The sequence below is a fragment of the Bacillus cereus group sp. N8 genome (genome assembly GCF_016483685.1).
Taxonomy (GTDB): Bacteria; Bacillota; Bacilli; order Bacillales; family Bacillaceae_G; genus Bacillus_A; species Bacillus_A proteolyticus.
Genome location: NZ_JAEHBK010000010.1, coordinates 116782 through 136449 on the forward strand (window position 1 = coordinate 116782; position 19668 = coordinate 136449).

Consider the following 19668-nt stretch of genomic DNA (forward strand, 5'->3'; position numbering starts at 1 on the left):
TATGTATTTTTTTAGTAAATAATCATTGTTTTTGTCACACTAATACTGTACGATACATAGTATAAAACATATACTGTATGACATATAGTAATAGAAATGAGGTGAATAAATGGATGCTTTATTAAATTCGTTAATTACTGAGCTAAGAAGAGGGACATTAACATTAGCGGTTTTAAGCCAATTAAGAACGCCGCAGTATGGATATTCACTGGTCCAATTATTGGAGAAATCGGGGATTATAATTGATCAAAGTACTTTATATCCACTACTTCGCCGATTAGAAAAGCAAGAACTAGTGACGAGTAGTTGGGATAAAACGGAGAGTAGACCTCGAAAGTATTATGTTTTAAGTGAATATGGATTAGAGATATTTCTGCAGTTGAAAAAGGAATGGATAAAGGATTCGAAAGAACTTTATAACCTATTGAAGGAGGAGGACGAGAATGAGTTTGATTGATATGTACGTCCATGAAGTTGCGAAGAGATTACCTGAAAAAAATCGTGAAGATATTACACTTGAACTACGGTCAACGATAGAGGATATGTTACCTGACGATTATAATGAGGAAGATGTAAAGAGCGCACTCGAAAAGTTGGGAAGTCCAGTTTCTTTGGCTAATGGGTATTTGGATAGACCGATGCATTTAATTGGACCACGTTATTTTGATGTATATACGACGTTATTAAAAATGATTATACCAATTGCAGCTGTTATTGCACTCATTTCGATGGTTGCAGAAAATTTTATAGGCTATAGTGGTGATCAAGCGGTATTAAATGTTATTTTACAATTGATAGGTAAAGGTATTGGGGAAATTGTCGAAGTAGGCCTCCATGTATTTTTCTGGTTGACACTTGTATTTGCTGTTATAGAAAGAACTGATAAAGAAAAGGATCCACACCCATTAACAACAAGTTTAAAAAAATGGACGCCAGATGATTTGAAAAAGATTTCGTATATCCCGAAGAAAAAGGCGATCTCAAAGTTTGAAGTTTTTGGAGGTTTAATGTGGACGGCAATATGGGCTACACTTTACTTTTATGCGAATCATCTTGTAGGTGTATATAATGGTACGGCAAATGGACTGAAGTTTGTCGCGCCAACTTTTAATCAAGATGTTTTACTTCAGTACTGGCCGATCGTTGTAATAATGATCGTTTTCGAAATCGGTATATCTCTTTATAAGTTAGTCCAAGGACAATGGACGCAAAGATTGGCAATTGGGAATGCGATTCTTCAAGTAGTCGGAACAATCATATTCATTGTAATTGTAGTAAATCCGCATTTATTTAACGAAGGATTCATTACGTATGTGGCAAATGCATTTACTATTTCTCCAGAGGAATTTAAAACATGGTTAATCGGCGGTGGAATTTTCATTTATATACTGTCTGCTGTAATAAATATATTTGATGGTTTCCGAAAAGCTAGAATTCGTATATGGAAATGAGTCTGAAATTTCTGTAAGATAAAAGTGATAAAAGGATAGTTAAAGAAGATAATCACTATGAAAGGAAGAAAACAATGATAAGGGAAGCAATGAAAAAAGATGTAACATTTATTTTAGAAATTTATAATGATGCAATACTTTATACAACAGCTGTATATGCGTATAAACCTGTAACCCTTGAAAATAGAATGGATTGGTATGAACAAAAAAAGGCTGATGGCTATCCAATTTTCGTATACGAACTAGATAATAAAGTAGTAGGATTTGCGACATTCGGTCCATTTAGGGCGTGGCCTGCTTATAAATATTCAGTTGAACATTCTGTGTATGTTCATAAAGATTATAGAAAAAATGGGATTGGGACTTCTTTAATGAAAGCATTAATCGCAATTGCTAAAGAAAGAGAATATATGACCTTAATCGCTGGAATTGACGCAGAAAATGAAAAGAGTATTGCCTTACATGAAGACTATGGATTTGTTCATGCAGGGACAATAAAAAAAGCTGGTTACAAATTTAATAAATGGCTAGACTTAGCCTTTTATCAATTGGAGTTTGATGGTCCTGAAAATCCTATAGAAGAATAGAAGTTTTTCGGGGAAAATATATGGTTTTAGGTAGCGTAGAGTAATTCTTGCTACCTTTTTCTAATTGTCATAACAAATATAACTTGTCAAAAAAGGTTTTTTATATTCCATATTGAATTATTAGAAGGTGATATAACGATGTGAAAAGAGGAATGGAAATGGAAACTGTCATTCAAAAAATGAAAGAGATACAAGCGGGTCATGTAGGAGTAACTATTTATTCTACAAAAAACGAACGTATAGTTGCTTCATATAATAGTGAAATATATATTCCTTTAGCATCGGCAGCAAAAGTAGTAATTGGATTTGTAGCAGCACAAATGGTGAAGGGAAATAAACGTAATTGGAATGATATACTTCATCATATTAAATTTCATCCACATGAAGATAGTGCACAGTTATATCCGCATCTACAAGGAAGAAGTACTTTAACACTTAGTAAAGCAGTAGAAGTGATGATAGCTTGTCACGACAGCTATATCGCTCAGTCAATTGTTATGCACTGCGGAGGATGGGATACTATCAGAGAATATGTTTCAACGAAATTTTCCAAGATTCATATACAGGAAAACCCTAAAGATGAGAAAAATATTGGAGAATTAAAACAAGTTCTTTCGCTTTTATTACATATTTTCCAAGGATATAAATCCGCACCCGAATTATGGGAACCAATTATAAGTGGAATGGTAAGACAACAAGGAGAGTATGAAGGTATACCTTATTATCATCTAGCACATATGACCGGTGGATTACCCACGGCTACAATAAATATTGGTATAATAGGAATGTTTCATGAATTTCCGTTTCTTTATGTAATTGGAGGTAAAGATTTACCTAATCGATTTCATAATAAAGAGGTTGATGAAACCGTTACAACAGCTTTGAAATACATATACAAAGCATATAGTGAAAGCATGCTAGGAGTGAGCGATTGAAACGAAACTTAAAGACTTCAACGATTATCATTTTAATTGTAACAATTATAGCTTTGGAAGTTGGCATCGCGTTATATGATCGTACATTGTCATTAGATACTATTTACTTTGCAGCGATTCTTATTTGTGTTGTATTGCTTTTTGGTACACGTGTTTCTGAAGAGAAAGAACGTACATCGAAACAGAGACGAAGAAAAACGTCTCTTATATTTTGGCCATCTATTTTAATGTTAATTACTAGTTTTGCAGTTATAAGTTATGTACGAACAGGCTATGTTTCTGTTCCTGGGATAATTGGTTTTTCGTGTTTTGTTACATATGGTGGATTTGTATTCATTAGTATTTTAAAAAGACGAAATAAAAATTAGATGCAATTTACTAAGTTGAAAGGAAGAAATATATATGAAACACATAGAGAATGGTACTCGTAACGAAGGAGAATACATTAAAAATAAAGTCATTCAATATAATATGTCCATCTTAACAGATGAAGTAAAACAGCCGATGGAACAAGTAAGCCTTGTAGTGAAAGATGAGGAAGGGAAAATCTTTGGCGGTGTAACAGGAACGATGTATTTTTATCATCTTCATATCGATTTTTTATGGGTTGATGAATCCGTTCGTCATGATGGTTATGGAAGTCAACTGATACATAAAATCGAAGATATTGCGAAGGAAAAAGGATGTAGACTCATATTACTAGATTCATTTAGTTTCCAAGCACCGGAATTTTATAAAAAGCACGGCTACCGAGAATATGGTGTCGTTGAAGATCACCCGAAAGGGCATAGTCAACACTTTTTAGAAAAGAGATTATAATAACATTATGTATACTAGATAGTGGGGGAAAGAATATGTACACGTATAAATTACAACATGAACGACCAATCTGTGCAGAGAAAATAAAGAAGCTTTACGATTCTGTCGATTGGTGGCCAGAAAGAAAAGAAATCGATATTGAAAAAATGTTAAAGAATAGCATAGCAATTGGAGTATGGGAAGAAAATGAATTAATTGGATTTGCTAGAGTCGTTTCAGACGGTGTTTTTCGAGCGTACATAGAAGATGTTGTCGTACATGAAAGTGTAAGAAATAAAGGTATTGGAGAGAATATGCTTACAATGTTACTGGAAGAGATATCTCATATTGATATTGTTAGTCTATTTTGCGGAGAGAAACTCATAAAGTTTTATGGTGAACAGCAATTTAAAGCGACGAAGCAAATTGTGATGCATCGTGATCAAATAGTGAAAGAATAAGAGGTGCCATTTAGAATGAATGCAACGAGAGCATATTGTTTATCAAAAAGAAAAGCGACAGAGGATTCTCCAGATGGCTGGAGTGCAACATGTATGAGACTTAATAATAAAATATTTGCAATTGTAAACCATGAAGAAGGTGAAAAATCTACGATTACATTAAAATGTGATCCAGAGCTCGCTTTACGAATAAGAGAAGATTATCCAGACACAATAATTCCAGGGTATCATATGAATAAAAAACATTGGAATACAGTGTATATACATAAGGGAGTAGAACAGGAGCAAATTAATAAAATGATCGATTGGTCGTATGATTTGGTACTACAATCATTTTCAAAGAAAAAGCAGCAAGAGTTATTGGATTAAATACAAAGTGAAGTCGGACATAAATAGCTAGTAAAATGATTATATTTTACTAGCTATTTATAGTTTTACATTATATATTAGGAGATTTTGAAATGAATACGAAACGACATAGATTGCTATATGCGGTGTTTACTATCATTGTTATTATTTTAGGTCTTAGTTCAAGAAAGTTTGCTTTTGCATTACCTGATCTATTAAATGATTACTTAGGTGATGCATTATGGGCATTAATGATTTTCGCTGGATTCGGATTTTTGTTTCCTAAAATAGCAACGAAGAAATTAGCTTTTATTAGTTTGATATTTTGCTACGGGATTGAAATTAGTCAACTGTACCATGTACCTTGGATTGATAATATTCGTGCAACGACTTTAGGTGGACTCGTATTGGGATACGGATTTTTGTGGAGTGATTTAGTTGCTTATACAATTGGTGTAGGAGTAGGAGTGCTTTGCGAGTTTATGTTACGGAAAAAATAAGAGATTTAAAAAAGGGTGATTTGTATATGGAGCATGCACTGGAAATTGCAAAGTTTTGGTTTCAAGATAAAGATGTCACAGCTACTGAAATTCAACCTAACGTAACGAAGATTCATTGTAATAAAAAAGCGTATATTTTAAAGGAAAAGGGATCGATAAAACAGTTTTTAGTTGAACTAAATGTATTAGAACAGCTTCATGAAAAAGGAGTTAAAGTACAAAAATTAGTAAAAACGAGAAATGATGAAAGGTACGTATTTTATAAAGAGAAGAATTATTGTTTGTACGAATATGTTACCGGAAGTGTACTAGAAATAAAAGATACAGAAAAGCTAAAAGTGCTAGGAAGCAAAATTGGAGAGGAAATAGCTAATTTACATCACGAACTAAATTCAGTGAATAGTGCTAACGAGTTAATAAAAAGAGAGTTATATAAAGTGGTATACGAATGGGCTTTACCGAATTTAGTAAAGAATAAGCATATTCATCGGAATGTAATTCAAAAAATGGGTCAAATACATACAGCTTTCAAGGAAACGGTTCACTCATTACCGAAACAAATTATTCATCGCGATATGCACTTATCAAATGTAATCTTTAAAGAAAGTGATTTTCAAGGGTTTATCGACTTTGAGCTTCTAGAAGAAAACGTTAGAGTATTCGATTTATGCTATTGCTGTACAAGTATTTTAAGTGAGATATTTAGTGATGAAACATTAAGAGGGAAATGGTTACAAATTGTAAGTGAAATTTTTAAAGGATATTATAAGCAAAACATTTTAACGAGAGAAGAGCTACAATCAATTTGGTATGTAATGCTTTCAATTCAAGTTATATTTATTACTTATTTTGTTCAGTTAAAAGATTTACTAAAGTTAAATGAAGAGATGTTTTTATGGATTTTTGCTAATAAGGAAGATATTGAGGAATCTATAGAAAGAATCGTACTCATATGAAAAAAATCATATTAATTGGTTCTGGTGGTTCAGGAAAATCTACATTAGCAAAGCAGTTAGGAAATAAACTAAGTATAAAGGTGCATCATCTTGATGCATTGTTTTGGAAACCGAATTGGGTAGGTGTTCCGAGGGAAGAACAAAGAACAGTTCAAAATAACTTAATTAAAGAAGAAAAGTGGATTATTGATGGGAATTATGGGGGGACGATGGATATAAGAATTAATGCAGCGGATACAATCGTTTTTCTGGATATTCATAGGACGATATGTGTTTATCGTGCTTTTAAAAGAATTGTGCAATATCGGAATAAAGCAAGGCCAGATATGGGCGCTGGATGTGAAGAGAGGTTTGACTTGCAATTTTTTAAATGGATATGGGAATATCCTAAGTCGAAAAGACCTGCAATTATAACAAGACTAGATCAATTAAAAAAGGATAAAAGAGTTATTATTTTAAAAACCCCAAATGAGGTTCAACGATTCTTAAAGGAAGTGCAGTAAGTATAAATTAGTGCATTAAAAGAATTAAATTATATTCTATTTTGAATTGGAGGGATAATATTGAATGAAATCATTCGCTCGATTGATTCTTATATGGTAAAAATCACGGCAGGAGAGATAGTATTAAGAGATGATCGAATAAAAAAAGAATGGCAAGTTCAAATGAAACCATTTCTTCTTGCAAAGTATGCTGTAACGATGGAAACATATTATGCTATTGCGAATAGTACAGCAAATGATTATAAAGATAATCATAAACCCGTTGTTAATATTTCTTGGAATGCTGCGATTGCGTTTTGTAATTTACTTTCAAAAAAAGCGGGATTAAAAGAGTATTATTCTATTAGTGATGGCGGTCAAACGGTTAGTTGTAATTTAGATTCAAACGGCTACCGATTACCTTCTGAAGCAGAGTGGCAATATGCGTGTAAGGCAGGAACTACTGGATACATATATGGAGAGCTTAAAGAGATTGCTTGGTATAGTGAAAACTCAGATGAACATATTCATGAGGTCGGTAAAAAAGAACCGAATGCATGGGGATTATATGATATGTTAGGGAACGTTTGGGAGTGGTGTTATGATTTGTATGATGAAAAGGTGTATGGATCGTACCGAATTTTCCGAGGCGGTAGCTGGGCTGAGGAAGCGAGAGGGTGCGGTGCTACTTGTCGCCGCCGTAGCCATCCTACATTTCGTATAGATGATCTTGGGTTTAGGCTCGCTAGGTCCATTTAGAAGGAGAATAAGAGATAGGAGTATAGGAAGTGCCCGTACTCCTAATGACTACATGGAAATCATTTAATTTAAGGAGTGTTTAAAGTGGCACGTATTTTATTCATTAATGCTGGATCAGAAGGTCATATTAATCCAACAATTAAAGTTGTAGAAGAACTTATTTCACGCGGGGAAGAGGTAGTTTATTTTTCAATAGAAGCTTTCAGGGAGCGTATTGAAAAAGCAGGTGCGATTGTACGAACAATTGACGACCAAAAGTTTATAAAAGCTTTTCTTTCCGGTGGCCGAAATTATTTACCAGAAAGAATAAATGGTCTTTTACATACAGCAAATGTTATTATACCGAGTGTTCTTGAACAAATTGAAGGAGAACATTTTGATTACATCATTCACGATTCTATGTTTGGCTCGGGCCATTTAATTGCTCAAATTCTTAAGCTCCCAGCAATTAATTCATGTACATCTTTTGCACAGGATGAAAAATCGTTTATAAGAATGTTAGAACATCTTTCGGAAAATATCCCAGAGGAATCTATTGAAAAAATAAAAAATGATTATCAAAACTTAACAATAGGAATTAAAGAAAAATATGGTGTTGAAATTAAATCACCTTATGAAATTTTCTGTAATCCTGCACCACTTACAATTGTTTATACAACTAGGGAGTTCCAACCTTTTGGAGAAACTTTTGATGAAACGTATAAATTTGTAGGACCATCTATCTCTACACAATTAATAAAAGAAAACTTCGATTTTACTGCAATCGAAGGAAAGAGCCCAATTTATATTTCACTAGGTACTGTTTTTAACGAGGCCATTACTTTCTATAAGCTTTGTTTTAAAGCATTTGAGAACACTGATCATACTATTGTTATGTCTATTGGTAGTAAAACGCAAATAAGTGATTTAGTAGATATTCCGAAAAACTTTATTGTGAAAAATTACGTTCCACAAACGGAAGTACTTAAATACACAAAATTATTTATCACACACGGCGGTATGAATAGTACCCATGAAGGCCTCTATTACGACGTTCCATTAATTGTCATTCCGCAAAGTGCGGATCAGCCAGTAATTGCAAAGCAAGTTGAGGATCTCGGAGCGGGAGTTACATTGCAAATGCAAGGGTTAACTGAGAGTCAACTACGTGAAAGTGTGGATCTTGTATTAAGAAAATCATCATTTAAAGAAGCTGCGTTGAATATGAAGGAATCTTTCCGGAAAACAGGTGGTTATAAGCAAGCAGTTGATGAAATTTTAAAATTTACAGGTCGGCATGAAATGTAATATTAAACTTAAAGTTATATTTGAGAACAGTGTCTATATTGCCTAATATAGGGGTTTTTCTGTTATATGAATTGAGGTAATTATGTGGAAAGAATGAAGGCACTAAAAGTGAATTTTGAGGATATGAGAGAAACACCATTTTTCCAAGTACAAACAAATTACAGAATTAGGTTTGGTACAGAATTGATTGAAAATAATCTGAAACTATTACGAGAAATATTGAGTGGAATATTTATAGAAAATGATAGAATCGATGTTTCATTTATTTCAGGTTATATAGCGTACGATAAAAGTAAGAGAACTTATGAAAAAACAAGAATAGGGAAGTTTGTTGAAATTAAAAATTGGGAAGAAACAAAAATAACAGAAGATGGTCTTGAAAGTACAGTAATTTTTACTACGATAAAAGGTTTACATAAAGATGAAGTATATAAGTATTGCAAGTATATAGTAAATGGTGGCCAGCAGGCATATATTTGTTTTTATAATGGTACTTATTTGTTATATATAAATTCAGATGTAATTGATATTATTTCAGTAGATACAAGTTTAATAAAAAAATTAAAATTTCAATACAGAGAAGAATATGATAAGTTTTATGAAATAGAAGAATTAGAATAGGCTACAGAAGGGTATTATATGAATCCATAATGCAGATTCATATAATACCCTTTTTATTACGACAATTCTTTAATCATAAGTATATGCGGAATGCCATCTTCCATAAATATATCTGAAGAGGTATGATAGCCTAATTTTTCATAAAACCCTTCAGCTTGTGTTTGACCGTGTAGTTTAACTTTGTTTGCTTCTTTATTACGCGCAATCTCTTCTAGTGCTTTGATTATTACTTTGCCTAATCCGTATTTGCGGAAGTCTTTTAAAATACAAATTCGTTCTAGTTTACCCATTCCGTCAACGAATCGTATACGACCAGTTCCTACAGGAAGCTCGTTATAATAAACTAAAATATGTTTACATTTCTCACCGATTTCATCAAATTTATCGAATTCATCTTCAAGTGGGACACCTTGTTCTTTTACAAAAACTTCTTTTCGAATGTGAAAGGCAGTTTCTAAATCTGTAAGTTCTGTTATGAGTTTGGATTGCAAATTGTTCAGCCCTTTCTAGTGTGATATGAATGTGTTTTCATAGTATATCATACTGTAATGCTATAAAAGAAAAAACTGACTTGAAAAAGTCAGCCTTTAAAATGATTAATATTCTTTTATACCGTTTTCTGTTCCGATGATCGCTGTGCTCGTCATATTGATAAATAATCCTGTTTCAACTACACCGGTAATCATCTTTAACTCTTTATTTGTATCATTTGGATTCAATATTTTGTTTGTAAAAATACAATCAATAATGAAATTACCGTTATCGGTTATAAATGGTCCACCATCTTTCATACGTAAACGTGTTTCGCATCCTATAGATTGAACTTTCTTTTCAGTTTGTTTCCAAGAGAAGGGGATAATTTCAATAGGAAGTGGAAAAGTGCCTAAATGTGAAACGATTTTGGATTCATCTGCAATAATTATAAGCTTTTCAGAGGAGGTAGCGACAATTTTTTCACGAAGTAATGCACCACCGCCACCTTTAATTAATTGTAAATCATTATTGATTTCATCTGCACCATCGATTGTAAGATCGAGTATGTCGGTTTCATTTAAAGAGATTAAAGGAATAGCTAGTTGTTTTGCTAATACTTCAGTTTCTTTTGATGTAGGTACAGCTTGAATGGATAAACCTTCTTGTACACGTTTTCCTAATTTTTGTATCGTCCAATATACAGTTGAGCCTGTACCAAGCCCAACTTTCATTCCATTTTTTACAAAGTCAGCGGCGTATTCGCCTGCGAGCTGTTTTAAATTCATCGCTTTACTCCGCTGGACGTGGTCCAGCATCAAGACCTGAATTTTCGACTGTAAGTACCGGACGAACGACTATATCTTTATGTACGCGCATTTGACACGATAAGCGTAAATGATCTTCAATTCCTTTTTCAGTCATCGCATTTTTTTCATTAGTGTTTGCTTCACAAAAATCACCTGCTATAATTTCTACTCTACAAGTTGTGCAACGTGCTTTTCCACCACAACGATGGAGTATGTGTACACCGTTATCTTCAATTGCTAATACTAACTTTGTACCTTCTTTTACAGCAAACGTTCCCGCACCTTCAATTGTTAATTTTGGCAAATTTATTCCTCCTCACGTAAAATTGTACATAACATATTTATGACCGCGAATTATTGAACATAAACATTATTTTTTTATAAGCCCCGTAACTTTTTCGTTTAATCGATCGTTTATTAAGTAAGCGCTGAAAAGGAGTGGTTATTTTGTGCACAAAAGTAACTCAGATTTTAAAGAATCATATCGATATGAATCATTCAAATATAAATTTTTTAACTGAGAACTATGCAGAGTTAAAAAGGTATTGTACCTTTTTAACGAAAAACAAATGGGACGGTGAAGATCTCGCCCAAGAAACAGTTTGTAAAGTTCTTCATAAATACGGTAATAAAGATATTTGTATGACGCTGCTATATAAAATAGCTAGAAATCGTTGGTTAGACCAGATGAAGTCGAAATCAGTTCATGAAAAAATAAAGGAACAAATTATTGTTGAAGAACCACATGAGAAAATTGCTGATTTGCATGAAATGGTAATGAAAGTACTATCTTCATTAAATGTACAGCAATCTGCAATTTTATTATTAAAAGATGTGTTTCAATATAGTATCGCTGATATTGCTAAAGTATGTTCTGTATCGGAAGGTGCAGTGAAAGCTTCTTTATTTCGGAGTAGAAATAGGCTGAAAACTGTAAGCGAAGAAGGGTTTGAGATAGTCGAATTCACAGATGATATTGAAATTGTTGTATCGTCTATTCGTGAAGAAAGGCCGGAATTATTAACAAAGCTTCTTCCAACAATAGATTTTACTAAGTTACCATCTAAACAGCCAGTCTTATTATTTAGTGCGAAAAACCCTTCTTCCTACAGTTGTATGCTTTGCGTAGCATAACAATTATTGGAGGGATAAAAAATGAATACAATTCCATACGTTGTAGAACAAACGAAATTAGGAGAACGCTCCTATGATATATATTCAAGATTATTAAAAGACCGAATTATTATGATTGGTTCAGAAATTAACGATCAAGTAGCAAGTAGTGTCGTAGCTCAATTATTATTTTTAGAAGCGGAAGATGCAGAGAAAGAAATATTCCTTTATATTAATAGTCCGGGCGGTTCAACGACAGCAGGTTTTGCAATATTAGATACGATGAACCTTATTAAACCAGATGTGCAAACACTTTGTATGGGATTTGCGGCATCATTTGGTGCGCTTTTACTATTAGCTGGCGCAAAGGGAAAAAGATTTGCGCTCCCTAACAGTGAAATTATGATTCATCAGCCACTTGGCGGTGTAAAAGGGCAAGCGACGGAGATTGAAATTACAGCAAAAAGAATATTAAAGTTAAAACATGATATTAACAAAATCATATCTGATCGAACAGGGCAGCCAGTAGAAAAAGTAGCTCATGATACAGAAAGAGATTATTTTATGACGGCAGTAGAAGCGAAGGAATATGGAATTGTTGATGCAGTTATTGAGAAAAAATAACATGAAACGGGCTAGAGAATATGATAAATTCCCTAGCCTGTTTTTGTCACTCTTTTACCCATTCATCAACTAAAGCTTGATTTTTTTTAATCCATTTTCGCGCGGCTTCTTCCGGATCTTTCGTTTTATTTAGCATGACCATTAAAGTACCTAGTTGTTCATCGTTCATTTTCCATTGATCAAAGTATTTCACAATATCCGGATGATCTTTTTCGAAACCTTTACGAACTGAGTAATAAATGTCATCTTTTTCACCATATACTTTCTTAGGGTCTTTTAAATATTTCAAGTCAAATTCTGAAAAGCCCCAATGAGGATTCCAAAGCGTAACAGCGATTGGTTTCTTTTTCGTATATGCCTTCTTTAGTTCGCTCATCATCGCAGCTTCTGAAGATTGGACAAGTTTTAATTTGATATCATATGCCTTCATTGCTTTATCCGTTAAATTCATAAGGCTACTACCTGGTTCAATCCCAACAATTTTATTATCTAGCTCATCTTTATGTGCGTTTAAATCTTCTATGCTGTTTATATTTTTCATATAAGAAGGGACGACTAAACCTAGTCCAGTGCCTTCATACCATTTTGATTTTAAGACAATATCATCTTTATAACGAGCATTTAGCGGTTTATCCGTAACAGGCAGCCATACTTCTAAATTTGCATCGACATCACCACGAGCAACACCAGTCCAAATCGCAGCTTTTTCTAAATACATGAGCTCAACTTTATAGCCTTTTTCTTCTAATAAAACTTTCCACATGTTTGCAGTTGCAATATTTTCTTTCCAACTTGTTACACCAAGTTTTATTTTCCCTTTCGAATTTGCATTTGTTGCATTACATGAAGTGAAAATCATAGTAATAAATAATGCAAGGCATATAAGCCATATTTTCTTTTTCATCGAAACCCTCCTAAGACACGTTTGCCTTTTTAAATAAATGTATATGTAAGCATTCTTATTATGAACGGAAACGAGAATTTTAAAGAAAGCTTATGAATGTCATTTTTATGTAATATTTCTTTGTAAAATCGCAACACTATGTAAATAGATGGGTAGAAAAGGAGTAGTGACATGGATAATACAAAGGTACGTGTTGAAAATGTAACAAAAGTATTTGGGAAACATCCGCAAAAAGCGCTTACCTTATTAAAAGAAGGAAAAAGCAAATCCGAAATTTTAAAAGAGACAGGAATGAACGTTGGTGTGAAAAAGGCAACGTTTGAAGTATACACCGGAGAAATTTTCGTTATTATGGGTTTATCCGGTAGCGGGAAATCAACGCTAGTTCGAATGCTAAATCAATTAATCAAACCGACAGCGGGGCATATATATATAGATGGTGAAGACATCGCAACGATGGGGAAAGAAGAATTAAGAAGAGTAAGAAGAACGAAAATGAGCATGGTATTTCAGAAGTTCGCTCTATTCCCGCATCGTACTGTTTTACAAAACGTTGCATATGGATTGGAAATACAAGGAGTTCCGGTAGAAGAGCGAGAGAAAAAAGCGTTAGAATCTTTGAAATTAGTCGGACTTGACCATCATAAAGATAATTATCCAAGTCAACTTAGTGGTGGTATGCAGCAACGTGTTGGAATCGCAAGGGCGTTAACAAATGACCCAGATGTTTTATTGATGGATGAGTCATTTAGTGCATTAGATCCACTTATTCGAAAAGAAATGCAAGATGAGTTATTAGAACTTCAAGATAAAATGGAGAAAACAATCATTTTTATTACACATGATTTAGATGAAGCTCTTCGAATTGGTGATCGAATCGCGTTAATGAAAGATGGAGAGGTTGTCCAAATTGGAACGCCGGAAGAAATTATGATGAGCCCTGCAAATGAGTTTGTAGAGAAATTCGTTGCAGACGTGAATTTAGGAAAAGTAATTACGGCGGAGTCTATATTAAAACGACCGGAGACTTTATTAATTGATCGTGGACCGCGTGTAGCACTTCAAATTATGAGGAATGCAGGTGTTTCTACCGTATATGTTGTAAACAAAAAGTATGAGTTTTTAGGTATATTAACTGCGGATGATGCGAGTAAAGCGATGCAAAAACAGTGGCCGATTGCTGATTTATTACTTAACGATATTCCGCATGTGTATGTAGATACTTTACTGGAAGAAACGTATGCAAAAATGGCGGAGATGAAATATCCGTTACCAGTAATTGATGAGAAGAAAAGGCTACGAGGAATTATTAAACGTGAAAGTGTCATTCAAGCTCTTGCAGGTAACATTGAGGAAGAGGTGAAAGACGATGAATAGTATACCGCGTATTCCATTAGGAGAATGGGTCGATTCATTTGTTGCAAGTTTATATGAGAACTTTGAAGGGTTGTTCCGAGGATTCTCCTATATTATCGGCGGATTCGTTGATTTACTCACTAATTTTTTAACAATAATACCAGCTATATTGATGATTATTATCTTATGTTTCCTCATTTGGTACACAACGAGAAAAGCATCTTTAGTCATTTTTACACTCATCGGATTATTATTTATTTTAAATATTAACTACTGGGCACAAACGATGCAAACATTAGCACTCGTACTTACATCTGTTATTATTTCAATCATTGTCGGAATTCCAATTGGGATATTAGCATCGCAAAATGAACGTTTCTCAAAATTTCTAAAACCGACATTAGACTTTATGCAAACAATGCCCGCATTCGTATATCTTATTCCTGCGATTACATTTTTCGGAGTAGGTGTTGTTCCTGGTATTATTGCTTCAGTTATTTTTGCAATGCCGCCGACAATTCGTTTTACTGATCTAGGAATTAGACAAGTTCCAGAAGATTTAATTGAAGCAGCGAATGCATTTGGTTCAACAGCTTCACAAAAGCTATTTAAAGTACAATTACCACTTGCAACTGGAACAATTATGGCAGGTGTAAATCAAAGTATTATGCTCTCATTATCAATGGTCGTTACAGCATCACTTGTAGGAGCACCAGGACTTGGAGTAGATGTGTACCGTTCTGTTACACAAGTAAATATCGGAATGGGATTTGAAGCTGGACTAGCTATTGTTGTTATCGCGATTATATTAGACCGCATTACACAAGGATTTCATCAAAAAAGAAGATAAAAAGAAAACACACTTTAGTATACAAAGTGTGTTTTTTTGTTCGAAAAGATTACATACGAACAATAACAGAACCGCCAGCTGGTGCGCAAACTTGATTTTGTTGTTGCTCCATTGATTTTATTAATTGATTATTTTCTTCGATTAATGAGATTAATTTCGCTAATTGGCTTTCAAGGCTAGCGATGCGCTGCATCATATATTGAGAATCATAATGCAGTGTATTTCTTACTGGATGGGGGGAATAAGCATATTGTTGATTTATATTTGGATTCCAATGAGGATGCATTCCAATCGTTCCTCCTTCAATAAATTACGGATCTTTCTTATAGTAAATGCCTATGTATATGTAATGGTGACTTGAAAATCTTTTCAAATGAAGAGGAATATATAGGGGGAATGGAAAAGTGATAAAGTACATATTTTGGGAATTTTCAAGGGAGAAAGCAAATATATTAGGAAATAGCAACGTTCATATAAATGGATATTATATGGGGAAAAATTATGAGAGGAGATGCTGTTATGGCCAATAATAAAAAAAGAAATGAAGCAATGACAATCGGTATCGCTATAGGTATTGTAATCGGTGTAGTACCTAGTTTATTTACTGATAATTTAGTAATCGGAATTGTCATTGGAATTGCAGTTGGAGCGGGAATAGCAGTTTTGAGAAAATAATGAGTTGCAAATTATTAAAATGAAATTTGATGTGATAATTCCTAGTTTAAGGGATTGAATTTTCGGAATATAAAATCTGTTTTTCCTTTTTTTATGATATTATATATGAAAAGGATGGTGATGGATATGTCAATAAACAATCAAGTAGAAAAAAACTGCTTCATTTGCGAAAAACATAAAGGAAACATTATAGTTCCAGGCGGTGCTATTTATGAAGACGCTCTCATATACGTTGGACATGTCCATTGGGATAGAGAGGAAACATATCTTGGTTATGTAATGATCGATATAAAGAGACATGTACCTGGCCTTGCTGAATTAACAGAGGACGAAGCGAAAGCATTCGGACTTATAACTAGTAGAGTAAGTAAAGCGTTAAAAGAAAGTGAAGGTGCAGAACATATTTATACCTTCATTTCAGGAAATGGTGTACCTCATATGCATATGCACATTATCCCGCGTTATCCAAATACACCAAAAGAGTTTTGGTTACCAACTGAAGTAGCGGGATGGACAGGTGCACCGCATGGAGGTTCGGAGCAAATACAAAAACTATGTGAAAGAATACGAAAGTATATGGTAAATGAGTATGCATACAACAAATAATACAAAATATTCATGGGTTGGAAGTAGGGAAATGTGTTTAGAGGAATTTTCAGTACAGCAATACGGTGAAATTGTACTTGGTAAATACGGCGGGAATGTAAGTGCTGGAGCGAAAAAGAATGAAGATGGTGCGTTAGTTTGGTCAAATGGTGACTGGGAATTCGCTGTTATATTAGACGGACACAATAGCGCAGAAAGTGTTGATTTAGTAGTACATACAATCGAAAAAGAATATGAAAATATAAAAGTAATGATGAATGAATCAATTGATACAGTATTTCGATCTGTTGAAAATCATATACTTACAACTTTTCAATCACAGTCATTTAAAGAAGAATGTGAAAAAATTAAAGGTGAGACAGCTTGTTTAATCTGTGTAAGAAAAGAAAACTATATATGGTGGCTTTCCATAGGAGATTGTTTAATTTATGTATTCCATGAAGAATTACATAAATTAGGTCAATATACATTGAATCAACGCCATTTTTACGAGTGGATTGGTAATGTAAATACATTTGATTTACCTATTCCATGCTATTCATCAGGAATTCGTGAATTACGTACTGGAAAGAATCGAATTGTAATGGTCACAGATGGGGTATTAGAGTGTGGGGAAAGACGATATGAAACTCATAGAAATCTGTATAGTGATATGAATAGAAATAATAAAACACTTAAAGAAAATATTCACAATGTTTTAGAACACGTTCATCATCAATTTGGACGAGATAGTGCAACAATTATTAGTTGGGATGTTGAAAATAAAAGGAATGCTACGTATCCGAGTGATCAGCCGGAGAAAATCCAGACGATAAGGTAAAGGAGACGATCTCTCTATTGCATGTGAAAGTAATTGTATTAGTTTTATGGATCATATTCTTATTTGTCTTAGAAAATATAGTGAGAAAATGGCTAAATATACCGAAACAAAAAGGATGGAATAATAAATATGTAAATAAGCTGCATAAATGGGGAAACAGAATTATTATTTTTTCTTCTTATATAGTGGTTATGATTATATGTTCTTCTCTTTCAAATCCCCTATACATGGGCTTTCTACCTTTTCTGTTTTTAATTTCGTTATATAGTTTCGAATCATATATGGAATGGAAATATGATAGAGAATCGAGGGAGTTTTTGATGTCCTTAGGCGGGGCTGTATCGTTAATGATAACAGGGATGATTCTATATTTTCTTATTTAATACGTATTAATTACAGCCCTATAGCAATGTCATATAATGAGCAATTAAGGGGAGAGAAGAAATGAAAAGCCCTCGATTACGTGCAGAAGCAATGATTTTAAATGAAGATCATTCTAAAGTAATTGTACAATGTGATGAGAACGAATCATTTTATCGTTTTCCAGGAGGATCTATTGAATTTGGTGAAACAGCAAAAGAAGCAATAATGCGAGAGTTATTGGAAGAATATAATTTAGAAGTTTTTGTTCAAGAATTAGCTGTTGTAAATGAACATATTTTTGAGTGGAATAAAGAAAAAGGACATCACTGTACATTGATGCATTGGGGAACTGCTCGAGAGAAAGTTAGAAATGGAATAAGACATAAAGAACATAAGGATATTATATTAATATGGAAAAGTATAGAGGAATTAAGGACGAGACCAACATATCCTGAAGGAATCGTAAGTTATTTAGAAGGGAATAACCGTAATATAATCCACTTTATTTCTAAAAATAAATAAAGTAATAGGAGGGAAAGTAATGGGTAACTCTACTATTTGGATTATAGCTATCGGACTAATTATTGCTGGATACTTTATAGAAAAATTTTTAAGAAAAAAGTTGAATATGTCAAAGAGTGGTTTTTTGGGATATAAGCATGTGAATAGTCTACATGTAAAATTGGAAATAGGTCTTTTTATCGTATATCTTATAGTAAGTTTTATTTATCTGTTCAAAGCAGAAAATGCTAATATAGGAATTGCTATGCTTACTTATTTTGGAACAACATGCCTATTACGCATATGGATGGAGTGGAAATATAATAGAGAGACAAAAGAATATATTCTCTCTATTATTGGATTTTTCATATTTATTTTTATGGTTTCGATTTTGTTTTATTTTGATCCTATATCGACATAATGATATTGGAAAATACAATGATAAAAATTCAAAAAAGAGTAGCTACCATTACTTATCTTGATAGCTACTCTTTTTATTTACATCTTCTTAAAACTCCTCAAAACAAGAAATTCCCACAATTTCCACGGAAGAATCTTCTTCGCAAAAATCATAAACTTTACACCTTTTCCAATTGGATATCGTAGATTAGTACGCTTGGATTCTGCAATTTTAACTATTTTTTGGGCAACATCTATCGGATTACCAAATGTATCGCTGCCACTATTAATATGTTTTTGTATTTTATCCATATATTCCTTATAAGGAGAGGTCGTATCAGATTGGTTTTCAGCTAGTTGTTTACCAACTTCCCATATGTTCGTGTTATAAGAACCTGGTTCGATTAAAGCAACATCTATTCCGAAAGGTTTTACTTCTAAGCGAAGCGATTCACTCCAGCCTTCTAATGCATATTTTGAAGATACATAAGGGGATAAACCCGGGAATCCGACTTGGCCGCTAATACTGCTTATATTAATGATTTTTCCGTTTTTCTGTTCTCTCATATGTGGTAATACAAGCTGAGTGATTGATATAGCTCCAAAAAGGTTCGTTTCAAATTGTTTACGGTATTCCTCTACTGGAATTTCTTCTACAAAGCCTCCATTTGCATATCCTGCATTATTAATGAGAAGGTCTACTCTATTTATTTCTTTTAAAAATAATTGGAAGCTATGTATAGAACTTGGGTCTGTTACATCTAATTGTTGAACTTTTATATTTTGTTGTAAGTTGAGTTTAGCAGCTTGAGATAGTACGTTTACTTGCTTTTCAAGGTTTCTCATTGTAGCGATAACTAAATAACCTTTCTTTGCAAGTTCAAGTGTGGTTAATAGTCCGAATCCACTTGATGCCCCTGTAATAACCGCGATTTTTTTATTCATTTGTCGCTCGCTTTCTTTTTCTTTCATCATAACGAGTAATAAGGAGA

30 protein-coding genes are annotated in these 19668 nt (G+C 33.4%); 24 read left to right on the forward strand and 6 right to left on the reverse strand.

Annotation, left to right across the window (positions count from 1 at the left end):
• Positions 1–109: 109 nt before the first annotated feature.
• The 14 genes from JDS80_RS16495 (at position 110) to JDS80_RS16560 (ending at position 9185) form a co-directional block, all read left to right on the forward strand.
• On the forward strand, positions 110–457 hold the full coding sequence (locus tag JDS80_RS16495) for a PadR family transcriptional regulator (RefSeq protein ID WP_071746172.1): 348 nt from the start codon (positions 110–112) through the stop codon (positions 455–457).
• Positions 444–1451 carry an HAAS signaling domain-containing protein gene (locus JDS80_RS16500; protein WP_071746171.1) on the forward strand — a complete coding sequence of 336 codons (1008 nt, stop codon included), beginning with the start codon at positions 444–446 and terminating at the stop codon, positions 1449–1451. Before JDS80_RS16495 ends, JDS80_RS16500 begins: the two co-directional genes overlap by 14 nt.
• 74 nt (positions 1452–1525) lie before the next feature.
• A complete protein-coding gene (locus JDS80_RS16505; RefSeq protein WP_071746170.1) occupies positions 1526–2038 on the forward strand; it encodes a GNAT family N-acetyltransferase in 513 nt (170 codons plus the stop codon).
• Between the two features lie 158 nt (positions 2039–2196).
• Positions 2197–2973, forward strand: a complete 777-nt coding sequence (locus tag JDS80_RS16510; protein ID WP_071746169.1) for a serine hydrolase — start codon at positions 2197–2199, stop codon at positions 2971–2973.
• A complete protein-coding gene (locus JDS80_RS16515; protein ID WP_071746168.1) occupies positions 2970–3341 on the forward strand; it encodes a hypothetical protein in 372 nt (123 codons plus the stop codon). The genes JDS80_RS16510 and JDS80_RS16515 overlap by 4 nt, the downstream gene beginning before the upstream one ends.
• A 34-nt stretch (positions 3342–3375) precedes the next feature.
• Complete coding sequence (locus tag JDS80_RS16520; RefSeq protein ID WP_071746167.1) at positions 3376–3792, forward strand: GNAT family N-acetyltransferase; 417 nt, start codon at positions 3376–3378, stop codon at positions 3790–3792.
• Between the two features lie 35 nt (positions 3793–3827).
• A complete protein-coding gene (locus JDS80_RS16525) occupies positions 3828–4232 on the forward strand; it encodes a GNAT family N-acetyltransferase (RefSeq protein WP_071746166.1) in 405 nt (134 codons plus the stop codon).
• A gap of 15 nt (positions 4233–4247) precedes the next feature.
• Positions 4248–4601 (forward strand): MmcQ/YjbR family DNA-binding protein, encoded by a 354-nt coding sequence (locus tag JDS80_RS16530; protein ID WP_071746165.1) that lies wholly within the window; start codon positions 4248–4250, stop codon positions 4599–4601.
• Between the two features lie 92 nt (positions 4602–4693).
• Positions 4694–5080 carry a ribosomal maturation YjgA family protein gene (locus tag JDS80_RS16535; protein ID WP_071746164.1) on the forward strand — a complete coding sequence of 129 codons (387 nt, stop codon included), beginning with the start codon at positions 4694–4696 and terminating at the stop codon, positions 5078–5080.
• A gap of 26 nt (positions 5081–5106) precedes the next feature.
• A complete protein-coding gene (locus JDS80_RS16540; protein WP_071746280.1) occupies positions 5107–6036 on the forward strand; it encodes a phosphotransferase enzyme family protein in 930 nt (309 codons plus the stop codon).
• Positions 6033–6539, forward strand: a complete 507-nt coding sequence (locus JDS80_RS16545) for a DNA topology modulation protein (RefSeq protein WP_071746163.1) — start codon at positions 6033–6035, stop codon at positions 6537–6539. Before JDS80_RS16540 ends, JDS80_RS16545 begins: the two co-directional genes overlap by 4 nt.
• Positions 6540–6632: 93 nt before the next feature.
• Positions 6633–7277, forward strand: a complete 645-nt coding sequence (locus JDS80_RS16550; protein WP_199639338.1) for a formylglycine-generating enzyme family protein — start codon at positions 6633–6635, stop codon at positions 7275–7277.
• 84 nt (positions 7278–7361) lie between these two features.
• Positions 7362–8564, forward strand: coding sequence for a macrolide family glycosyltransferase (locus JDS80_RS16555; protein WP_199639295.1), 1203 nt, complete (start codon positions 7362–7364; stop codon positions 8562–8564).
• 84 nt (positions 8565–8648) lie between these two features.
• Positions 8649–9185, forward strand: a complete 537-nt coding sequence (locus JDS80_RS16560) for a phosphatase (protein ID WP_071746160.1) — start codon at positions 8649–8651, stop codon at positions 9183–9185.
• A gap of 56 nt (positions 9186–9241) precedes the next feature.
• Here the strand turns inward: JDS80_RS16560 and JDS80_RS16565 are convergent, their stop codons facing one another.
• The 3 genes from JDS80_RS16565 to JDS80_RS16575 all read right to left on the reverse strand — a co-directional run bounded on the left by JDS80_RS16565 (position 9242) and on the right by JDS80_RS16575 (position 10769).
• Positions 9242–9676, reverse strand: a complete 435-nt coding sequence (locus JDS80_RS16565) for a GNAT family N-acetyltransferase (RefSeq protein ID WP_071772737.1) — start codon at positions 9674–9676, stop codon at positions 9242–9244.
• A 105-nt stretch (positions 9677–9781) separates the two neighbouring features.
• Positions 9782–10444 carry a ribose 5-phosphate isomerase A gene (rpiA, locus tag JDS80_RS16570; protein WP_071746159.1) on the reverse strand — a complete coding sequence of 221 codons (663 nt, stop codon included), beginning with the start codon at positions 10442–10444 and terminating at the stop codon, positions 9782–9784.
• A 4-nt stretch (positions 10445–10448) separates the two neighbouring features.
• Positions 10449–10769 carry a 2Fe-2S iron-sulfur cluster-binding protein gene (locus tag JDS80_RS16575; RefSeq protein WP_071746158.1) on the reverse strand — a complete coding sequence of 107 codons (321 nt, stop codon included), beginning with the start codon at positions 10767–10769 and terminating at the stop codon, positions 10449–10451.
• 143 nt (positions 10770–10912) lie between these two features.
• Here JDS80_RS16575 and JDS80_RS16580 point away from each other — a divergent pair, with 143 nt between their 5' ends.
• Complete coding sequence (locus JDS80_RS16580) at positions 10913–11599, forward strand: RNA polymerase subunit sigma-70 (RefSeq protein ID WP_098890164.1); 687 nt, start codon at positions 10913–10915, stop codon at positions 11597–11599.
• 21 nt (positions 11600–11620) lie between these two features.
• Positions 11621–12202, forward strand: a complete 582-nt coding sequence (gene clpP / locus JDS80_RS16585) for an ATP-dependent Clp endopeptidase proteolytic subunit ClpP (protein ID WP_199639297.1) — start codon at positions 11621–11623, stop codon at positions 12200–12202.
• A gap of 46 nt (positions 12203–12248) precedes the next feature.
• On the opposite strand, the gene JDS80_RS16590 is transcribed toward clpP, so the two are convergent.
• On the reverse strand, positions 12249–13106 hold the full coding sequence (locus tag JDS80_RS16590; RefSeq protein ID WP_071746155.1) for a glycine betaine ABC transporter substrate-binding protein: 858 nt from the start codon (positions 13104–13106) through the stop codon (positions 12249–12251).
• Between the two features lie 171 nt (positions 13107–13277).
• Here JDS80_RS16590 and JDS80_RS16595 point away from each other — a divergent pair, with 171 nt between their 5' ends.
• Both JDS80_RS16595 and JDS80_RS16600 read left to right on the forward strand, forming a co-directional pair.
• A complete protein-coding gene (locus JDS80_RS16595; RefSeq protein WP_071746154.1) occupies positions 13278–14483 on the forward strand; it encodes a quaternary amine ABC transporter ATP-binding protein in 1206 nt (401 codons plus the stop codon).
• Positions 14476–15312 carry an ABC transporter permease gene (locus JDS80_RS16600; protein ID WP_098890165.1) on the forward strand — a complete coding sequence of 279 codons (837 nt, stop codon included), beginning with the start codon at positions 14476–14478 and terminating at the stop codon, positions 15310–15312. Before JDS80_RS16595 ends, JDS80_RS16600 begins: the two co-directional genes overlap by 8 nt.
• 49 nt (positions 15313–15361) lie before the next feature.
• On the opposite strand, the gene JDS80_RS16605 is transcribed toward JDS80_RS16600, so the two are convergent.
• Positions 15362–15598, reverse strand: coding sequence for a hypothetical protein (locus tag JDS80_RS16605; protein ID WP_071746152.1), 237 nt, complete (start codon positions 15596–15598; stop codon positions 15362–15364).
• Positions 15599–15813: 215 nt separating this feature from the next.
• On the opposite strand from JDS80_RS16605, the gene JDS80_RS16610 reads away from it, so the two are divergent.
• The 6 genes from JDS80_RS16610 to JDS80_RS16635 all read left to right on the forward strand — a co-directional run bounded on the left by JDS80_RS16610 (position 15814) and on the right by JDS80_RS16635 (position 18698).
• Positions 15814–15987, forward strand: coding sequence for a glycine zipper domain-containing protein (locus JDS80_RS16610; protein WP_071746151.1), 174 nt, complete (start codon positions 15814–15816; stop codon positions 15985–15987).
• A 105-nt stretch (positions 15988–16092) separates the two neighbouring features.
• A complete protein-coding gene (locus JDS80_RS16615) occupies positions 16093–16593 on the forward strand; it encodes an HIT family protein (RefSeq protein WP_199639299.1) in 501 nt (166 codons plus the stop codon).
• The gene (locus JDS80_RS16620; RefSeq protein WP_116733467.1) at positions 16577–17413 is read left to right on the forward strand and encodes a PP2C family serine/threonine-protein phosphatase; all 837 of its coding nucleotides are present in this window, start codon (positions 16577–16579) and stop codon (positions 17411–17413) included. The genes JDS80_RS16615 and JDS80_RS16620 overlap by 17 nt, the downstream gene beginning before the upstream one ends.
• Positions 17414–17430: 17 nt before the next feature.
• Positions 17431–17796, forward strand: coding sequence for a DUF4181 domain-containing protein (locus tag JDS80_RS16625; protein WP_199639301.1), 366 nt, complete (start codon positions 17431–17433; stop codon positions 17794–17796).
• A 61-nt stretch (positions 17797–17857) separates the two neighbouring features.
• Positions 17858–18298: an NUDIX domain-containing protein gene (locus JDS80_RS16630; RefSeq protein ID WP_071746148.1), complete on the forward strand. Its 441-nt coding sequence runs from the start codon at positions 17858–17860 to the stop codon at positions 18296–18298.
• 19 nt (positions 18299–18317) lie between these two features.
• Entirely contained in the window at positions 18318–18698 is a 381-nt protein-coding gene (locus JDS80_RS16635) for a DUF4181 domain-containing protein (protein ID WP_071746147.1), read from the forward strand.
• 77 nt (positions 18699–18775) lie between these two features.
• Here the strand turns inward: JDS80_RS16635 and JDS80_RS16640 are convergent, their stop codons facing one another.
• The gene (locus JDS80_RS16640; protein ID WP_206774608.1) at positions 18776–19621 is read right to left on the reverse strand and encodes an oxidoreductase; all 846 of its coding nucleotides are present in this window, start codon (positions 19619–19621) and stop codon (positions 18776–18778) included.
• Positions 19622–19668: the final 47 nt, after the last annotated feature.